Consider the following 17596-nt stretch of genomic DNA (forward strand, 5'->3'; position numbering starts at 1 on the left):
GTGGCAGGAGGGTCGTTGCGTCAGCAACCCTCGTAGGTTACACGAGGGGCCTTGACCAGGGAAATCGTCCCGACCCTCCGGGAAGACCACCAGATCGATGCGCGACGCGTGGTGCAGACGCATCACCCCGCGAGCCACTGCGCCCCCTAGGGTGAGAATCATGCGAACAGACCGCAAGACCCCGGCGTCGATCCTGGCGTTGGTCGTCGGATTGTGCGGGCTGACGATGGCGCTGGGCTATTTCAACAAGGCCAGATGCGGCGGTGCACCGTTCGCGCCCGACGGACGAAGCCTGAACTTCGACGTCAACAAGAACATCGACGTCTGCTACTCCGACATTCAGTTGCTCTGGCTCGGACGAGGTATCGATCAGCATCTGTTCCCCTTCGTCACCGGAGGGATAACGCCCGAAGGATTCCTGACCGGCGGAACCGTCGAATACCCGGTGCTCAGCGGAATTCTGATGTGGCTGGGCGGTATCGGCTCACACACCGACACCGATTTCCTTCTGCACTCGGCCCTGATCCTGGCTCCTTTCGGACTGCTCACGGCGTGGATGCTCGGCAAGATGAGCGGCGCGTACGCGCTCGTGTGGTCGGCGACTCCGCCCCTGGTTCTGTACGCATTCCACAACTGGGAGCTCCCGGTGGTGGCCACCAGCGTCGGCGCGATCTTCCTGATGACGTTCGAGCGGATCCCGCTGCGAACTCGCGCGGTTCTGGCGGCCGTCATCCTGGCGATCGGTTTCTGTTTGAAGCTGTACCCGGGAATGTTCGTGCTGCCGCTCATGGCCTACGTGCTTCTACGCGGCACCGAAGGCAAGCGCTACGACGTTCGTGGAGCGCTGATGACGGCGGGCGCGGCGATCGTCACCGTCGTCCTCGTCAACCTGCCGTTCGCCCTCATTTCCTACGAAGGCTGGCGCGCGTCGTTCAGCTTCCAGGAGAAGCGAAGCGCGGACATCACCACCAACTCGGTGTGGTTCTGGGGTTTGCGCCCCTTCTACGGTTTCGGAGTTCGCGAACTCAACGCCGACTACGACGCACTGGTGAGCATCCTGTCTCCGGTGATGATCCTGTTGTCGTTCGCGCTCGCGATGTATCTGGGTTGGCGCCGCTACGTCCGCGACGGCTACTTTCCGTGGATTGCAGTCAGTGCCGCGATGCTGTGCGGATTCGTGTTGCTGCACAAGGTCAATTCACCGCAGTACACACTGTGGATCCTGCCTTTCCTCGTACTGTTCAAGATCCGGTGGTTCTGGATCGTCGCCTATCTGATCGCCGACGCAGCGTTGGGTATCGGCATCTTCCGGTACTTCTACCAACTGGACATGAATCTCGATCCGAGCAAGTACGAGGCCGTCGTCCAGGCGAGTGTGTGGGGCCACGTCATCCTGCTCGCCGTGTTCTTCTTCTTGTTCCTGCGAGTCCCGTTGCGGTATCCGCTTGCCGGTGGGACCGATCAGATTGCCAACTCCGACAACAACCTTCCGACTCACTCACGGGAGCACGCCTGATGACTGCATCATGGTTCGAATCACCGACGCTGACCGGTGATCGTGTCCGACTCGAACCCCTGGGCGTCGCGCACACCGACGCTCTGCTCGCTGCTGCCGACGACCCGGCGATCTTTCGTTGGACCGCATCGCCCATCACCGATCGGGAACAGGCACAGAAGTACATCGCTGCAGCAACCGACGACCCTAATCGGATCGCCTTTGCGCAGGTGAACATCGCGACGAACGCCGTGGTCGGCACTACGTCCATATACCAGATCGACCCGGTAAACCGCAGTCTTGCAATCGGGTACACGTGGTTGTCGCGATCGGTTCAGGGAACCGGGATCAATCCCGAATCGAAGCTGCTCCTGCTTCGTCACGCCTTCGACCAGCTCGAAGCCGTACGCGTCGAGTGGCACACGGACGAGTTCAACGAACAGTCCAGGGCAGCGATCGCAAAGCTCGGCGCTCAGTTCGAGGGCCTGCTGCGCAAGCACCGGCGCCGTGTCGACGGCAGCTGGCGTACAACAGCGCTGTTCGCGATGACCGACGACGACTGGCCGACCATCGCACCTCAGCTCGAGACACGTACCCGAAACTAGCCATCACCTGCACTCTTCGACGAAGTCCATGCCAAGATTCACCTCATGAGCGATCAGGGTGGGTACGGGTACCAGGGCAATCAGAATTGGCAACCGGCTCCGTACGGGCAGCCCGATCCGTACGGCAGGCGCCCGACGAACACACTCGCGGTACTCGCCCTCGTCTTCGCGTTCCTCATCGCGCCGTTGGGGATCGTCTTCGGGCACATCGCTCGCGGCCAGATCAAACGGACCGGCGAAGAAGGCGACGGACTCGCCCTTGCCGGACTGATCATCGGCTACATCTTCACCGCACTCGGCATCCTGGCCGTGATCGTGTGGATCGCGTTCTTCGGGCTGCTCGCCGCCGCTTTCGGCAACGCCGCCAATGAAGCGAGTTCGCGGAGTCTCACCTATACGACGCCGTACTCGTACTCCACGACCACGACTCGGGCGCCGAGTGCACCCACCACAGCGCCGAAAACGACGACGCCCCCACGCGTCACAACCTCGATCGGACCAGCGCCGACCGTCTCGGGCACCAACCGTCAGGGCTTCATCTCCGGCGGCCCCAGTTGCAACTCCACCAATCCTGCCGTCGCCATCGCCGTCACGACCGGATCACGAATCGTCATCTGCGAAACCGGAGTCGGGCGTTACTACTACAAGGGTCAACGGCTGAGCGACGGCGCCACCATCGAACTCGACGATCCGACGCCCACCGGCAACGGATTCACCGTCACCAACAAGGACGTGACGTACAAGCTCACCTCCGCCGGACTGGTGATCACCGGCAGCGGAGGCGAGCTGGGTCGGGAACCGGCGCTCGAGTTCTGGATGAACTGAAGCGCGTCAGCCGGCACACGGATCCTGATAGGGAACACCGGGCAGGTACCGCTCCCATTCGGCTTCCGTGATGGGAGATCCTGCGGTGCGGCACAATCGATCAACGACGCCGTCGGGGTCGATTCCCCACAAGCGAACGGTCTTGTCCGACCCGCTACCCGCGATCATGTCACTCTCGCCGGCGAACTGAGCGTCGTTGACGCGACCCGGGTAGGCGGACAGCGTCGCAAATCGTGTTGCCTGCGAGGGAGTCTCGATGTCCCAGAGCCAGACGGTTCCGTCGCCGACACCGGCAGCGAGCCGATCACCGGCGCGGTTCAACGAGATCGAATAGATTGCGCCCTCGGGGCCGACGAGACGAGCGAGTTCCTCGGGTGCCGACGGTGTGCGTACGTCCCACACGGCGACACCGTGATCCGCACTTCCAGCGGCCAACAGCGTTCCGTCGGCGCTGAAAGACACTGCTAATGCGTAGCTTTCGAATCCACCCACCGTCGCCGCCACCCGGGGCGACGCTGCGTTCGACACGTCCCACAGATCCACTTCGTTCTTGGCGTTCGCGATCGCCAAGATGTCGGCACCTGGCTGAAAGGCCATCATCTGCGGGTAGGAGCCGACATCGGTCGACGACAACAGTTTCGGAGCCGACGGGTCGGAAACGTCGACCAACGCAATACTGTTGTCGTCCTGCGAGGACACCGCCAGCAGATCTCCGGCGGGATTCAGCACGACAACCGCCACGATGCCCTTCACATATACCGCAGGCTCGCCGTAGATACGTGGCGACGCCGGATCACTCAGGTCCCAAAGATATGCACCGCCGCCGCCGGTGCCGCTCACAGCCAGGTTCCCGTCTGCCGACACCGCCGACGCACCGCTGAAAGAGTCGTCCCCTTGCGGTTTCAACTCCGGCATCACCGCGGGGCGATCGAGATCCTCGGTGTTCCACGCCAACATCGCGCCACCCCTGGCACCGACGCCGGCCACCAGACGCGAGCCGTCCGCGGCAAAGGGACTGGTGAAGATCGTGTCCCGAGCTCCCGCCCAGACCGGACCCGGAAGAGCCCACACGCGAGTCACACCGTTGAGTCCCCCGGTGACCAGATTGCGGCCGTCATCGCTGTAGTCGACTGTGGTCACCGCCCCACTGTCCGGAAGTGTTTCGATCAATGCCCCGGTTCGGGGGTCCCACACGCGCACGGAGTTGTCGGAACTTCCTGCGGCAAGACGTGTTCCGTCTTTGCCGTAGTTCAGTTCGTTGACGTAGCTGGAAAATCCCGTCAGTGCCTGCAGGGGAGAGGGGCGCGCCGGATCGCTCATGTCCCACCGAACCACCTCCCTGCCAGTGGTTCCCGCCGCGAGCTCACGTCCGTCCGGGCTGAAGGCAACGCCGAGGTAGTGGACGGTGGTGCCGTTGGGCTCGGTCGCGAAGATCGGCGCCGATTCCTCACCCCACTTCGCGACGTCCCACACGCGCAGAGTCGCTTGACGCCCGCCCGCCACGAGGAAACGTCCGTCGGGGCTGAACGTCGCGGTGACAATGCCGTCAGCTGGATGCGGAAGAGCAGGCAAAGCAACGGCATTCGTGGAGGTGTCGATGTTCCATCGCAGGACGTCGGGCGTCGAGGTACCGGCGACCAGCTTGGTTCCGTCTGGGCTGAACTCCATGTCCTGCACTACGCGTTCACCGTCGACGGGAAGTGTTCCACGGACCGGATTCTTCGGGTCCGACACATCCCAGAGTGCAGCGCCGCCGGCACCACCGGTCGCAAGGAGCCGTCCGTCCGGGCTGTAGGCGACGGCAAAGAGGGCCGTGCCCTCCGAGACTCCGAGGAACTCTGCCTGCGGAACGGCTGAGGCAACACCGTCCACCATCGGATAAAGCCTGACCTTCCCGTCCGAACCACCCACCGCCACAACAGTTCCAGCTGGGTTGATCCGGGCCTTCATCGCGCCGGGCGGTCCGATGATGCGAGTAGCCGAATGAACGCCCGACGCATCCAGCAATGCCGAGCGGGCTTCGGTTGTTTCGTTGACCGCAAATGCCGCCAGAGCAAGCTGCGACGCCAGCGACGGATCCCGCTCGCGCATCCTGATCGACTCGGTGGCCACCTGACGCGACATCGCCTCGTCGCGCGCGGTATCTGCTTGGACACGTTGACGATTGGCGCCGATACCGGCGACGGTGGCAACCACCGCCAACACCAGAGCGATCACCGACGCGGCTGCCAGCGCAGTCACGAGCCGTCGTAGCACGCGTGTACGTCGGCGATCGGCAAATTCCTGCTGATCACGATGCTCGATGCTCGCGGCGAGGTACTCCCGCTCGGTGGCATTGAGGTCGGCGGCGCGGGTCCGACTCGGTTCCAGTGGGAGCCCGAGTTCGCCCGAACGCAGCCATTCTTCCGTCAGATGAAGACGTGCGGGTCCGAGCAGCGCGCCGGGGTCGCGTCCACTGTCTTCCCACACCTGCGCCGCGTAGGTGAACCGGCGATGCACCGCCAGACCGGCGCGGTCCGAGTCGATCCAATCGCGAAGCCGACTCCACGCGGACAGCAAGACCTCGTGCGAAACCTCGACGGTCTCCTCGTCGACGGTGAGAAGGCGGCGTAAGGCGAACCGGTCGATGACGGTATTCACGTCGTCGACGTCGTCACCGAGGAAGAGTTCGGTGCGCGGTGCCCGCCGACGCGTCTGCGTCACTTCGTCGACGTTGACCAATCGCAGAAAGATCCTGCGCGCAAACTGCTGCTGCCTATCTGTGAGCTCGCCGTACACTTCCTCCGCGCTTTGCTGGACGGCTCCGGCAATCCCGTCGGTGGCGTAGTAATCCGAGACGGTCAGAGTTTTACGCGTCGACCGTTGCCAGGTCCCCAACAGTGCGTGTGACAGCAAGGGCAAAGCTCCGGGGTCGCTCGCCGTACGCGAGCCGCGTGGTGTCAGCTCGGAGACCAGAACCTGAACCAATTCGCTCTGCACGGTCATCCCGGCCTTGATCGCCGGCTCGACGATCACCTCGCGCAATTGTTCGTCGGTCAGTGGCCCGACCACCATCGGCGAATCGTCGAGCAGCGGCACCAAAAGCGGTTCCTCCGCCGCGAGCCCGTAGAAGTCGGCGCGCATTCCGATGACGGCGATGGTGTTCTAACCGAGTTCCGCGAGTGTCCGCAGTATTTCCTCGCGCCGATCACCGTCGCACTGCGTCCACAGTTCCTCGAACTGGTCGAGGATCAAGACCGTTGGTTCGTCGGAAATCGACGACGGGATTCCTCCTGTACCCGGCTGCAGGGTTTCCACCCGCCAACCGTCGAACCGTGGATCGTCCCCGGCAACCTTGGGGGCGAGCCCGGCCCGCAGCAAAGACGACTTACCCGATCCGGAAGCACCGATCACCATGAACTGACGGCGGCCGACACCCCGTATCGCCGACGCCGCCCGCTCGACCAAGTTGGCAGTGAGTTCGTCTCGACCGAAGAACCACTCGGCATCCTCCTGCCGAACGACTCGAGACCTCGATACGGAACGGTGGCGTCGCCGCGTCGTCTGGCCGTCAGCTGTCTCACTCGTTGCACCGCACTGATCCAGCGCTCCCGCTCATCCTCGGAATCGACGCCGCAGGCCTCGAGGAGCGCGAAAAACATCGGGGTACTCGCCGGCGTCGGCAGGTGTTGGCCGGCAAACCATCCGCTGACGGTTCCGTGCAAACCACCCGAACGCTCGACGGCTTCGCGGACCGTCAGTCCGGCTGCGTTCCGCAGTGCAGTGAGCGTCTCAGCAAACTGCCCACGCGACTCGATCCGGGCGGGATCGACCTGATTGTGCGTACCGGCTTCTGCCTTCGAGTTCATAGCGACGCACTCTATCGGAGCAGGTAGGGGATTTGTCCGTTGTATGGACTCTGTATCGAGAGAGTTGCACCCGTTCCACTGAGACACCTCGATCGAAATACTCGTCTCAGTCGCACCCTGAGCCAGCAGCCCTTCTGCAAATACGGCAGTCGACGCCCATCCCCTCCGTCGAAAGGCGCTACTCGCATGTCTTCAATCGGCATTTCTCCGAAGATCGAGGCAAACGTGTCCCGAGTCGGCAACCCCAAGCACGGCAAGCACAAGCCGAAGCTGAGCGTCCGTGAGATCGAAGTACTTCTTGCCTGGCTACGTTCGGATTCCAAGTCCGAGGTCGCCGAGACACTCGGCCTACGCGTCTGCACCGTCAACACACACATCACTCGGATCCGCACGAAGTACAGCGACATCGGGCGGCCGGCTCCCACGAAGGCAGCGTTGTTCGCCCGCGCGGTTCAGGACGGGTACACCACCCTCGACGAGTGGTGACCTCAGACCGCGACGGTTTCCGGTTCCTTCGCCTTGGACGGCTTCAACCAACCGGGTAGCCAGGCGGGTTGTTTGTCCGGTGCTTGATCGAGAACACCGCCCGCCGGATCGTCGATGAACCCGTACCGCACGAGATCCTCCGACGGCCGGTAGATCTGCCGGAGCACCAGCGCGCACAGAACGAGTACCGCGATGTCCCGGATCACGACGGTTCCGGTGAACCACTGCTCCGGCAGCCCCTTGTTGGACACACCGAGGTAATACATCATTCGTGGAACCCAGACCAGGGCGTCGATGGTCATCCACGCGAGCAGGAGTCTGCGGTGCGGCAAGGCCAACACGGCCAGCGGCACCAGCCACAGAGAATACTGCGGGCTCCACACCTTGTTCGTGAGCAGGAAGCCCGCCACCAACAGGAAGCACAGCTGCGCAACTCGCGGACGACGCTGCGCCGTCAGGGCGACGTATCCGACACCGATACAGACGGCGACAAACAGCAGCAGAGAGACGGCGTTGAGATTCGACGGCGACTCACCCTGTGCGAGAGGACCGTCGAGGCCCTTCCACGACGTGAACGACGCGATCACGTTGTAGAGCGAATCCGGATCGGCCCCGCGTTCGGAGTTGAGCCGGAAGAATTCGTACCAACCATGGGGGTACAGCGCGGCAATGGGCAGGTTCACCGCAAGCCATGCCGCGACCGCGCTGAGAGCGGTCACCAGCCAGTCCCTCGTCTTGCCCGCGCGCAGACACAGGACCAAGAGCGGTCCCAGTAGGAGGAGCGGGTAGAGCTTTGCGGCGCCGCCCAGGCCGAGCAGGATTCCCGCGAGCACGGGCCGCTTGCGTGCCCACGCCAACAACCCACCGGCCGCGAACGCGGTCGCCAGAGGATCGAAGTTCGTGAACACGTGCACGATCACCAACGGGGAACACGCGATGAGCGCGCCGTCCCACACTCGTCGTCCGGCCAGCAGGGTGCTCGCCCACACGGTGACCAGCCACGCCAACGCCAACCCGAACGCCACGACGTTGAAATAGAGCGCCACCTGAATAGCGCCCGGCAGCCAGGTGATCGAATCCCACGCCTTCGCGACTTTCATTGCGCCGTACTGGTAGAGCCCCGAGATGACCGGATACTCCATGTACCGCATCTGGATCGAACCGTCGCCGCGTACTTCTTCCCACGACGTCTTGTACGGGAATGCTCCCTGATCGAGGCGCTCGGCTCCGTACAGCGGAACGGTATCGGAGTAACACATCGCCACGTACTGACGGCTGCCACTCCAGTCGAGGCCGACCTGCCCGCTCTCGCCGACCGGCGCCTGTTGAATACAGCCCGCCTTGGCGAACCAGCCGAAAGCCAAGAACACCACGGCGAGCAGAAGGATCACTCGCATCGGTGTGAAGAAGCGAGTGCGCCCGATCAGTGCGTGACGACCTACCGGACCGCCGACGGTTCCCGACAGCGCAGACACCATCGCGTCGTTGCGACTGGGAACGTCCCGCCAATCCGCCGAACGAAGATCTTCGGCCAGCGGAGCGGGGGAGGTCGGTTCGGCATCATCAGCATTCGCGGCCACTCCGCGAGGTTACCGTCTTTCGAACCGACCACCCTCCAACTACTGGCCGGGGCTCACACCTGCCGGTTCTTCCTCGGTGGTCTCGCCTGCCCCTGGTACCTGTGGCGTGGTTGTCGTCGGCCGGGAGATGCCCGGAATCGGGATCGTGATGCCCGGCAGAACCTCGACCTGCGTCGTTGTCACCACGGGCGGCGGAGTGGTTTCCGTCGTCGTCGGTGCGGTGGTCGGCGGCGCCGACGTCTTGGGCGGTGCGGGAGCCGTGTACTCCGGAACACCACCGGCTTGACCGTTGATCTTGCCCGGCGTCGGGAACTTCTCGTTGTCGGTGCCCTCGAGGGCGCCGTCCATCGTGTCCTTCCAGATGTCCGAAGGCAGACCCGAGCCGTAGATCATCGCGCCACCGGAATTGGTGATCGCTTCACCGTCGGGAGTTCCGACCCAGACCGCGGTCGAAAGCGACGGCGTGTAGCCGACCATCCACGCGTCCTTGTTGGCTCCGGTGTCACCGAGTTGCGCGGTACCTGTCTTCGACGCCGACAGACGTCCGCCGGCCAGGTTGTGACCGCGCGAGTACGCCGCGATCGGCTGCATCGCAGCCGTCACGTTGTCCGCCACGGCAGCGTCGATGCGGTCTTCACCGGCGGGCGCGCCGCGGTCCAGCAGCACGGTGCCGTCGGCCGCGACGACCTTCTGCACGAAGTGCGGTGCGTGATACGTACCGGACGCGGCGAGTGTCGCGTACGACGACGCCATGTCGAGCACGCGGGCCTGGTACTGGCCGAGCACGATGCCGTTGTTAGGGCCGGAACCGTCGGCCTCGGTGAGCGACGGGCCGACGCCCGGGATGTCCTTCGGGATGCCTGCCTTGTGAGCGATGTCCGCGATTTCCTGCGGGCCGTTGCCGTCGAGGCTGAGCATCTGACGGTAGAAGCTGGTGTTCAGCGAACGCTTGAGCGCCTCTGCGATGGTGCAGGTGCCGCAGCTTTCACCTTCGACGTTGCCGATGGAGATGCCGTTGACGGTCAGCGGTGAGCTGTCGTACATCTGCGAGAGCGGGATTCCCTGATCCAGGGCGGCTGCGAGGCCGAACACCTTGAACGAGGAACCAGTCTGAAGTCCGGCATTCGCGAAGTCGTATCCCGCGCCGTCCTCACCGCCGTAGTACGCCTTGACGGCTCCGGTCTTCGGATCGACCGAGACAACTGCGGTACGCAGATTCTCCGGCTCACCCTCCATGTTGGAACGGGCTGCCTCGACCGCTGCGGCCTGAGCCTGCGGGTCGATGGTCGTGGTGATCTGCAAGCCCTCGGTGTTGAGCAACTGCTCGCTGATTCCAGCGTCGCCGATCTCCTTGAGCACCTGACGCTTGATCAGGCCTTCGGGTCCGGTCGAGCCCTGGCTGCTGTTGTCGACCTGGGCGAGCGGGATGTAGGCGGGGTACTGCATCGGCGTGCGCGCGGCCTGATCCAGCGTGCCGGCGGACACCATGCCGTCGAGCACGTAATCCCAACGGGACTTCGCGCCTGTCGGGTTGGTCTCGGGATCGAGGAGCGACGGAAGCTGGATCGACGACGCCAGGACGGCGCCTTCTTCGATGGACAGCTGGTCGACGGGCTTACCGAAGTAAGCCTTGGATGCTGCGCCGATGCCGTATGCGCCGCGACCGAAGTAAATGGTGTTCAGATACGCGGCGAGGATGTCGTCCTTGGACCACTCGTTGGCCATCTTCGAGGAGATGACGAGTTCCTTCATCTTTCGCGTCAGCGAACGCTCCGAGCCGACAAGCGCCTTCTTGACGTACTGCTGCGTGATGGTCGAGCCACCACCGGCGCTGTCGCGACCGAGGACGTTGTCTCGGGCCGCGCGTGCGAAACCGGAGATCGAGAAGCCCGGGTTCGAGTAGAAATCGCGGTCCTCTGCGGCCAGAACAGCGTTGCGAACGTGCGGCGGTACCTGATCGAGCGAGACCTCGACGCGGTTGCCATCTGGCGGGACGACAGTGCTGATCACCGTGGTGCCGTCGGCGGCAAAGACCGTCGCCACCTGATTGGTCTTGAGGTCACCGGGCTTGGGGACGTCCTGCACGATGTACGCCGCCATGAAGGCAAGGACGGGCAGAACAAGACCGAGCGCCACCAAGACGTAGGCCGAGCGGCGAACTGTGCGCCACTTGGACTTCTTCTTCACGGTGCTCTTTCTTCCCTTCGGGGGTTGTCCGTCGTTGCCACCGCCACCGGAGCCACCTGTCGGCGGCTTCGTCGGCGGAGGTCCGACCGGCGGGCGGGTGCCCGCGTTGCTACGGGTGGTCGCTGCTGCTGCCGCGACGCGCTGGGTCGGTTCGTTCGCCTGAGTGCTGGAGGCGCGATCTCCTTGAGCGCCTACGGCGCGATCTCGAGGCGGCGGGCCGGCAGGTCGGCCTTGCGGCGGACGACCCTGAGGAGGGGGACCGGCGGGGCGGCCCTGAGGAGGCGGGCCCGAAGGTCGGGCTTGCGGCGGACGACCCTGGGGCGGGGGTCCCATCGGACGACCTTGCGGCGGACGACCCTGAGGGGGCGGACCCATCGGAGGGCGTCCCTGCGGTGGTGGGCCCATGGGACGTCCCTGCGGCGGACGACCCTGAGGAGGTCCGGCGGGACGGTTGGGACCGACGGGACGGCCACCCGGGTTGTTGCCGCCCGGGTTGTTGTTGCTGGGGGAACTCACGAATCAAATCTCCAGTGGTCACGGACCGATCACGTGCAGACTTCGATCGGGCCCTTCTTCGGGTGTGGCGTTACTCGCTGGCGGTGCGCCGGCTTGGTGGGCGTGCTCGCCGCGGTCGCGGCGGCGCAGGTACTGCGCCGAGCACATAGGACTGCACCAAGTGGTTCCAACTGCAGGTACGGCACACCTCTACAACGTGCACCGTGAACTCCTCTGCTGTTTCCGCAAGCCGAGCGAGCTCGTCCGAGGTTCGGGCCGATCCCGAAACCTGACCGAGCTTGTCGCCGAACACCCAGGACACGAGCGTCAACTGTTCCTTGCGGCAAATGGGGCAGACGACGTCGCTGCCCCGGCCGTGGAACTTCGCGGCTCTGAGTAGGTACGGATCGGCGTCACACACCTGCTTGACGTCGGTCCGACCCGCAGACACTTCGGCCAGCACAGACCGACGCGCGAGCGCGTAGTCCACAACTTGCCGCTGTATCCGCACCTGACCAGCGTACGTGCGTCCGTGCCGCGACGGACGGTTCGGGAGGGTCACGATGAACACATTTCGGGGGCTGGGGGCATGGCGACCAGCCATTACGATCACTTCCTGTGAAGTCTTCTCGTTCTCCGATGACGCGTGCTCGTGATCTTGATCGCGTCGAAACGTGCAATGTGTTGGACGCCGCGTACGCCGAAGGGCAGTTGAGCGCGGAGGACTACTTCGACCGGACCGAGAAGGCGAAGTCCGCGAAGACCCTGCTCGCACTCGCACGCCTGGTCAACGATCTGCAGGTGCCGAAGATCGAGACCAAAACGGTGCCTCGGACGTCGACGGCACGAAAGGCCGTGTTCGTCGGTGCTGCTGCTCTGATCGTCGTCGGCGCGATCGCAGCAGTGGCGTGGAGTCGGTCACCGTTGACGCCCTCGGAAGACATCACAGCCAGTTATGCCAGCACTACTTCCCTCGCTCCGCCGTTGCCGACCACCACCCCGGTGCCGGAGCCGACCGTCGAACCGATCCTGATCGCACACATCGACACGTTGACGCCGGAAGGAATCGGCGCATTCATCGAGAGGTATCGAGAAGAGTTCGGTGACATGTTCGTAGACGACGCCAGCTTCCACGGCGACTACTCCTCAGTGAGCCGGGCGGTCCCCGATGCTCCCGCTCTCACCGAGTCCATCAGTTTTCGCGACGGCTTCGAGAGGGAAGTGACGTCCATTCCGCGGCGAACGGGCCAGCCGACCTTCGACCTCGGTTCCATCCAGATCGACAAGCTCGCGCCGTACATGGTGAACATAGGCGACTATGTCAACGTTTCGGACGCCGCGATCACCCACTTGATCGTGGACGCGAACTACGGCGTCCCGGAGATCGCGATCTATGCAGAGAACGGACTCGGCCACCAAGGACGCATCGAGGTCACGCCGTGGGGCGAGATCTCTCGTTCCTACCCGTACGGGAGCTAGGGTGAGCCGGTGAGTGGGTCCCCGACTACTACCTCTACGCGCACCCGCGCGCGCGACGTCGACCGTTCCGACACCTGCGCCGTTCTCGACTCCGCCCTGTCCGACGGACAGATCACGGTCGACGAGCATGCGAACCGAACGGCATCGGCCATGACCGCGACCACGCTCGGACAGCTCGATCTGCTGGTCCGCGATCTGCAGAAAGCAACGCTGCGCAACGCCGTCGCCAAAGTTCGCCGTATCGACAAGATCTGGTACCTCGCAGCCGCATCGACTATCTTCGCCGGCCTGATCGGGTACCTCACCTTGTCCGCCGACCCTTCACCCCCACCGCCTCCACCGGCGGCAGCCGAAAACGTCGAACCGCTTGCCCCCATTGTGAGTTCGACGTTGAACACGGTCACCGCAAGCGGGATCGGGGAATTCATCACCAGATACAGCGCCAAGTACGGCACGACGATAATCGATTCCGCCAACTTCTACGACGGCTATGCAAGCGTCACTCGCGCCGCCGCTGTCTCGCCGAACCTGGAGGAAGACATCGACTTTCGAGGCGGTTTCACACCACGCGACAGCACGTCGACTCGAGCAGCCAGCACCGTCACCTTCGACCTCGCTGCCGTCGACATCGACAAACTCGCCGGATATCTGGCAGGAGTGTCCGCAAATCTCAACGTCCCCGACGCCGAGATCACACACATCAGCATGAGTTCGTCGAGCGACGATCCACGCGTCTCCATCTACGCCAGCAACAACCTCGGCGCGAGCGGCTCAATGGATTTGACCCCGGATGGCCGCCCGATCCGCTTGTCTCCCTTCACTCCTCGATAGGCCCCGGACATGCCGAACGATCTGACCAGGACCACCCGCGCTCGCAATGCCGATCGCGAGGCTACCTGCGCAGTGCTGGACTCCGCCTTCGCCGACGGACAACTCACGGCGACCGAGCACGACGAATTGACCGAACTCGCCGCGGTGGCAGTCACTCTCGGCGATCTCGAAGATTTGACGTCCGATCTGCAGACCGAGGCGTCCCTACCCATTCTTCGGAAAGAACCTTCGCTGGACACGCGTTGGATCGCCGTTGTGATCATCGCGCTGTCACTGGTCTCGGCTGTCGGTTTCGGAATCAAATACGCCGCGTCCGACGTCACGATCTTCTCGAGCCCCGAGCCACAGTTACACACCGTCGACGGCCTGGGGGCGATGTTCCATGCCATCGAAACGGAGTACGGCAGCGGACTGGTCGACGAGATGACCATCTATCCCACTTATGCACGCGTAACGCGCGCCGATCCCGCCGCGCCGCGCAAGAGCCTGGACAGCTACTACCGAGGCGACCTCGAGGACACGACTTCAGGAGGATCACGCGAACCCGACGTGACACAGATCGACGTCAGACAGCTCGATCCTCGCATCGTGATCGCCCTTCTCGACGGCGCCGGAACAACGACGTCGGTGCAAAATCCGACCACTCGGTACGTCTCTGTCGACAGCACCGAAAATGTTCCGACCATCCAGATTCACGTCGGCAACGACCTCGACGAGAGCGGGTACCTGACCGCTGCCCTCGATGGCGAAATCATGTCGATCTACCCGTTCACCCCCTGATCTAGCCGTGACACCTTGGTACACGTATCGGGCCGCAGTGTGGTTTTATATATCGGCGCGATATAGTTGGTTATCGCATCAAGCGGTTAGGTTCAACGACTCGGGAGGTTTGTCAGTTGCTCGAACTCGCAATCCTCGGGCTGCTCCTCGAGTCACCGATGCACGGATACGAGCTGCGTAAGCGGCTCACTGGTCTGCTCGGCGCATTCCGCGCGTTCTCGTACGGATCGCTGTACCCGGCACTGCGGCGCATGCAAGCCGACGGATTGATCTCAGAAGACGTCGACACTGCCACCGGCACGCTCAAGCGTCGGGCGCGTCGCGTCTACCAGCTCACTCCGGAAGGTCGGCAACGGTTCACCGAACTGGTCGCCGACACCGGGCCGCAGAACTACACCGACGACGGTTTCGGCGTTCACCTCGCCTTCTTCAGCCGCACCCCCGCAGAAGCGCGGATGCGGATCCTCGAAGGCAGGCGACGCCAGGTCGAGGAGCGCCGTGAGGGGCTCCGCGAGGCCGTCGGTCGGGCCAGCGGATCGCTGGACCGCTATACCCGTCAGCTCCATCAGCTCGGACTCGAATCGAGTGAACGCGAAGTGCGTTGGCTCAACGAATTGATCGCAGCCGAGCAATCGACAACAGGAACATCCCGGAAAGAAGGAGAACCCGACCATGGGTGAGAACAGCACCGCGGTGCGCGTAGCCATTGTGGGCGTGGGTAACTGCGCCTCGTCCCTGGTTCAGGGCGTCCACTACTACAAGGATGCCGACGAGACCCAGACGGTCCCCGGCCTCATGCACGTCAAGTTCGGTAAGTACCACGTCCGCGACGTGCAGTTCGTCGCTGCGTTCGACGTCGACGCCAAGAAGGTCGGCTTCGACCTCTCCGAGGCGATCCTCGCGAGCGAGAACAACACCATCAAGATCGCCGACGTCCCGCCCCTGGACGTTCCCGTTCAGCGTGGCCCGACCCTCGACGGCATCGGCAAGTACTACGCCGAGACCATCGAGCTGTCCGACGCCGAGCCCGTCGACGTCGTCAAGGCACTCAAGGACGCTCAGGTCGACGTCCTCGTCTCCTACCTGCCCGTCGGTTCCGACGACGCTGACAAGTTCTACGCACAGTGCGCGATCGACGCAGGCGTTGCATTCGTCAACGCTCTGCCCGTCTTCATCGCTTCCGACCCGGAGTGGGCTGCCAAGTTCAAGGACGCCGGCGTCCCGATCGTCGGTGACGACATCAAGAGCCAGGTCGGCGCCACCATCACCCACCGCGTGATGGCGAAGCTGTTCGAAGACCGCGGCGTCGTGCTGGACCGCACCTACCAGCTCAACGTCGGTGGAAACATGGACTTCAAGAACATGCTCGAGCGTGATCGCCTGGAGTCGAAGAAGGTTTCCAAGACCCAGGCTGTGACGTCCAACCTGACCGGCGCACTTGCCGGCAAGGTTCACGACCGCAACGTCCACATCGGTCCCTCGGACTACGTGGAGTGGCTCGACGACCGCAAGTGGGCATACGTCCGCCTCGAAGGCCGCGCCTTCGGTGACGCTCCCCTGAACCTGGAGTACAAGCTCGAGGTCTGGGATTCGCCCAACTCTGCCGGCATCATCATCGACGCCGTCCGCGCAGCCAAGATCGCCAAGGACCGCGGCATCGGTGGACCGGTTTACCCGGCTTCCGCTTACCTGATGAAGTCCCCGCCGGTCCAGATGGCCGACGACAAGGCTCGCATCGAGCTCGAAGCCTTCATCATCGGAGCCGACGAGGCCTGATTTAGGTTCACGCTGATTCGGGGTCTTGCGCCAACGGCGCAAGGCCCCGATTCTGTTATCCGCAGGGTGTTTCCGCATCCGCGCGGGTAATCACGCCTGCGGCTGCCGAATTGCCGTGCGGGTCCGGGTGCCGCTCAGCGTGGAATGATGGACATCAGAACCATCACACGGATCGAGGACCCCATGTCGATTACGTCGCTGCCAGTGCTCGATCTGTCGCTTGCGCAGAACCCCGACACCGCCGAGCAGTTCCGCACTCAGCTGCGCGAGGCCACCCACGAGGTCGGATTCTTCTACCTGGTCGGCCACGGAATTCCCGACGAACTGCAGCGACGCCTCCTCGACGTCGCCCGCGAGTTCTTCGCGCTACCGACTGCCGAGAAGCTCGCGATCGAGAACGTCCGCAGCCCGCACTTCCGTGGGTACACCAGGCTCGGCGGCGAACTGACCGAAGGCAAGCAGGACTGGCGCGAGCAGATCGACATCGGGGCCGAACAGCCCGCGGCCGAGCGCACCGACACCTCACCGGCCTGGGAGATCCTGCAGGGCCCCAACCAGTGGCCCGACGCCCTTCCCGAACTTCGCGACGTCATCACCGAGTGGAACGACACGCTCACCTCGATCGCATTGAGCCTCTTACGCGAATGGGCGGTAGCCCTGGGCCAGGATGCGAACATCTTCGACGACGCGTTCGCTCACGATCCGTCGATCCTCATCAAGGTGGTGCGTTACCCGGGCCGCCCGAAAGGTGCCGGCTCCCAGGGCGTCGGCGGACACAAGGACGCGGGTGTGCTGACTCTGCTCTATGTCGAACCGGGCAAGGGCGGTCTGCAGGTCGAGCACGACGGCGACTGGATCGACGCGCCGCCGATCGACGGGGCGCTGGTGGTCAACATCGGCGAACTGCTCGAGGTCGCTACCGGCGGATACTTGAAAGCGACTGTGCACCGGGTAGTTTCACCCGAGGGCGACGGCGAACGTATCTCGGTGCCGTTCTTCTTCAACCCGAACTACGCAGCGCAGATCCCGGAGTTCGACCTACCGCCCGAGCTGGCGGCGCGCGCCACCGGCGTCACCGTGGACGCGAACAACCCGATACACGATTCCTACGGGGCGAATGCCCTCAAGAGTCGACTACGTGCGCACCCCGATGTCGCGGCCCGCTGGTGGCCGGACATCGTTGCGGCACAAAGCGCTACCTGATGCTGA

Annotated in this window: 17 protein-coding genes; 11 read left to right on the forward strand and 6 right to left on the reverse strand. The window is 63.8% G+C overall.

Annotated features, from left to right (window positions below; all coding sequences use genetic code 11):
* Positions 1–160: 160 nt before the first annotated feature.
* From GN300_RS10000 to GN300_RS10010, 3 genes are read left to right on the forward strand one after another with little or no spacing between them, the layout of a single operon-like run.
* A complete protein-coding gene (locus GN300_RS10000) occupies positions 161–1516 on the forward strand; it encodes a glycosyltransferase family 87 protein (RefSeq protein ID WP_007735530.1) in 1356 nt (451 codons plus the stop codon).
* Positions 1516–2100, forward strand: a complete 585-nt coding sequence (locus GN300_RS10005; RefSeq protein ID WP_063315406.1) for a GNAT family N-acetyltransferase — start codon at positions 1516–1518, stop codon at positions 2098–2100. Before GN300_RS10000 ends, GN300_RS10005 begins: the two co-directional genes overlap by 1 nt.
* Before the next feature lie 45 nt (positions 2101–2145).
* Positions 2146–2925, forward strand: a complete 780-nt coding sequence (locus tag GN300_RS10010; RefSeq protein WP_030537127.1) for a DUF4190 domain-containing protein — start codon at positions 2146–2148, stop codon at positions 2923–2925.
* A 6-nt stretch (positions 2926–2931) separates the two neighbouring features.
* Here the strand turns inward: GN300_RS10010 and GN300_RS10015 are convergent, their stop codons facing one another.
* From GN300_RS10015 to GN300_RS10025, 3 genes are read right to left on the reverse strand one after another with little or no spacing between them, the layout of a single operon-like run.
* Positions 2932–6048, reverse strand: a complete 3117-nt coding sequence (locus GN300_RS10015; protein ID WP_233405613.1) for a WD40 repeat domain-containing protein — start codon at positions 6046–6048, stop codon at positions 2932–2934.
* Positions 6049–6069: 21 nt separating this feature from the next.
* Positions 6070–6372 (reverse strand): hypothetical protein, encoded by a 303-nt coding sequence (locus tag GN300_RS10020; RefSeq protein WP_353505261.1) that lies wholly within the window; start codon positions 6370–6372, stop codon positions 6070–6072.
* On the reverse strand, positions 6315–6773 hold the full coding sequence (locus tag GN300_RS10025; RefSeq protein ID WP_233405615.1) for a helix-turn-helix transcriptional regulator: 459 nt from the start codon (positions 6771–6773) through the stop codon (positions 6315–6317). The genes GN300_RS10020 and GN300_RS10025 overlap by 58 nt, the downstream gene beginning before the upstream one ends.
* Before the next feature lie 186 nt (positions 6774–6959).
* Between GN300_RS10025 and GN300_RS10030 the strand changes: the two genes are divergently transcribed.
* Complete coding sequence (locus GN300_RS10030) at positions 6960–7259, forward strand: LuxR C-terminal-related transcriptional regulator (protein ID WP_082845708.1); 300 nt, start codon at positions 6960–6962, stop codon at positions 7257–7259.
* Between the two features lie 2 nt (positions 7260–7261).
* On the opposite strand, the gene GN300_RS10035 is transcribed toward GN300_RS10030, so the two are convergent.
* Together GN300_RS10035 and GN300_RS10040 are read right to left on the reverse strand one after the other, a co-directional pair.
* Positions 7262–8839, reverse strand: a complete 1578-nt coding sequence (locus tag GN300_RS10035) for a glycosyltransferase family 87 protein (RefSeq protein ID WP_054826678.1) — start codon at positions 8837–8839, stop codon at positions 7262–7264.
* A 39-nt stretch (positions 8840–8878) separates the two neighbouring features.
* On the reverse strand, positions 8879–11026 hold the full coding sequence (locus GN300_RS10040) for a transglycosylase domain-containing protein (protein WP_007735524.1): 2148 nt from the start codon (positions 11024–11026) through the stop codon (positions 8879–8881).
* Between GN300_RS10040 and GN300_RS10045 the strand changes: the two genes are divergently transcribed.
* A complete protein-coding gene (locus GN300_RS10045; RefSeq protein ID WP_156511702.1) occupies positions 11010–11189 on the forward strand; it encodes a hypothetical protein in 180 nt (59 codons plus the stop codon). The two genes, GN300_RS10040 and GN300_RS10045, sit on opposite strands and share 17 nt — an antisense overlap.
* A 423-nt stretch (positions 11190–11612) precedes the next feature.
* Here the strand turns inward: GN300_RS10045 and GN300_RS10050 are convergent, their stop codons facing one another.
* Positions 11613–12032 carry a DUF5318 family protein gene (locus GN300_RS10050; RefSeq protein WP_042448217.1) on the reverse strand — a complete coding sequence of 140 codons (420 nt, stop codon included), beginning with the start codon at positions 12030–12032 and terminating at the stop codon, positions 11613–11615.
* Positions 12033–12160: 128 nt separating this feature from the next.
* Here GN300_RS10050 and GN300_RS10055 point away from each other — a divergent pair, with 128 nt between their 5' ends.
* From GN300_RS10055 to GN300_RS10080, 6 genes are all read left to right on the forward strand, one after another.
* Positions 12161–13000 carry a DUF1707 domain-containing protein gene (locus tag GN300_RS10055; RefSeq protein ID WP_007735521.1) on the forward strand — a complete coding sequence of 280 codons (840 nt, stop codon included), beginning with the start codon at positions 12161–12163 and terminating at the stop codon, positions 12998–13000.
* A gap of 9 nt (positions 13001–13009) precedes the next feature.
* A complete protein-coding gene (locus GN300_RS10060) occupies positions 13010–13831 on the forward strand; it encodes a DUF1707 domain-containing protein (RefSeq protein ID WP_063315405.1) in 822 nt (273 codons plus the stop codon).
* Positions 13832–13840: 9 nt separating this feature from the next.
* The gene (locus GN300_RS10065) at positions 13841–14611 is read left to right on the forward strand and encodes a DUF1707 domain-containing protein (protein ID WP_054827438.1); all 771 of its coding nucleotides are present in this window, start codon (positions 13841–13843) and stop codon (positions 14609–14611) included.
* A 116-nt stretch (positions 14612–14727) separates the two neighbouring features.
* Positions 14728–15291, forward strand: a complete 564-nt coding sequence (locus GN300_RS10070) for a PadR family transcriptional regulator (protein ID WP_003946014.1) — start codon at positions 14728–14730, stop codon at positions 15289–15291.
* Entirely contained in the window at positions 15284–16387 is a 1104-nt protein-coding gene (locus GN300_RS10075) for an inositol-3-phosphate synthase (protein ID WP_003945979.1), read from the forward strand. The genes GN300_RS10070 and GN300_RS10075 overlap by 8 nt, the downstream gene beginning before the upstream one ends.
* Positions 16388–16531: 144 nt before the next feature.
* Positions 16532–17590, forward strand: coding sequence for an isopenicillin N synthase family oxygenase (locus tag GN300_RS10080; protein WP_223304565.1), 1059 nt, complete (start codon positions 16532–16534; stop codon positions 17588–17590).
* Positions 17591–17596: the final 6 nt, after the last annotated feature.

This window comes from Rhodococcus sp. Ni2, assembly GCF_021352185.1.
In the GTDB taxonomy this organism is placed as follows: Bacteria; Actinomycetota; Actinomycetes; order Mycobacteriales; family Mycobacteriaceae; genus Rhodococcus_F; species Rhodococcus_F qingshengii.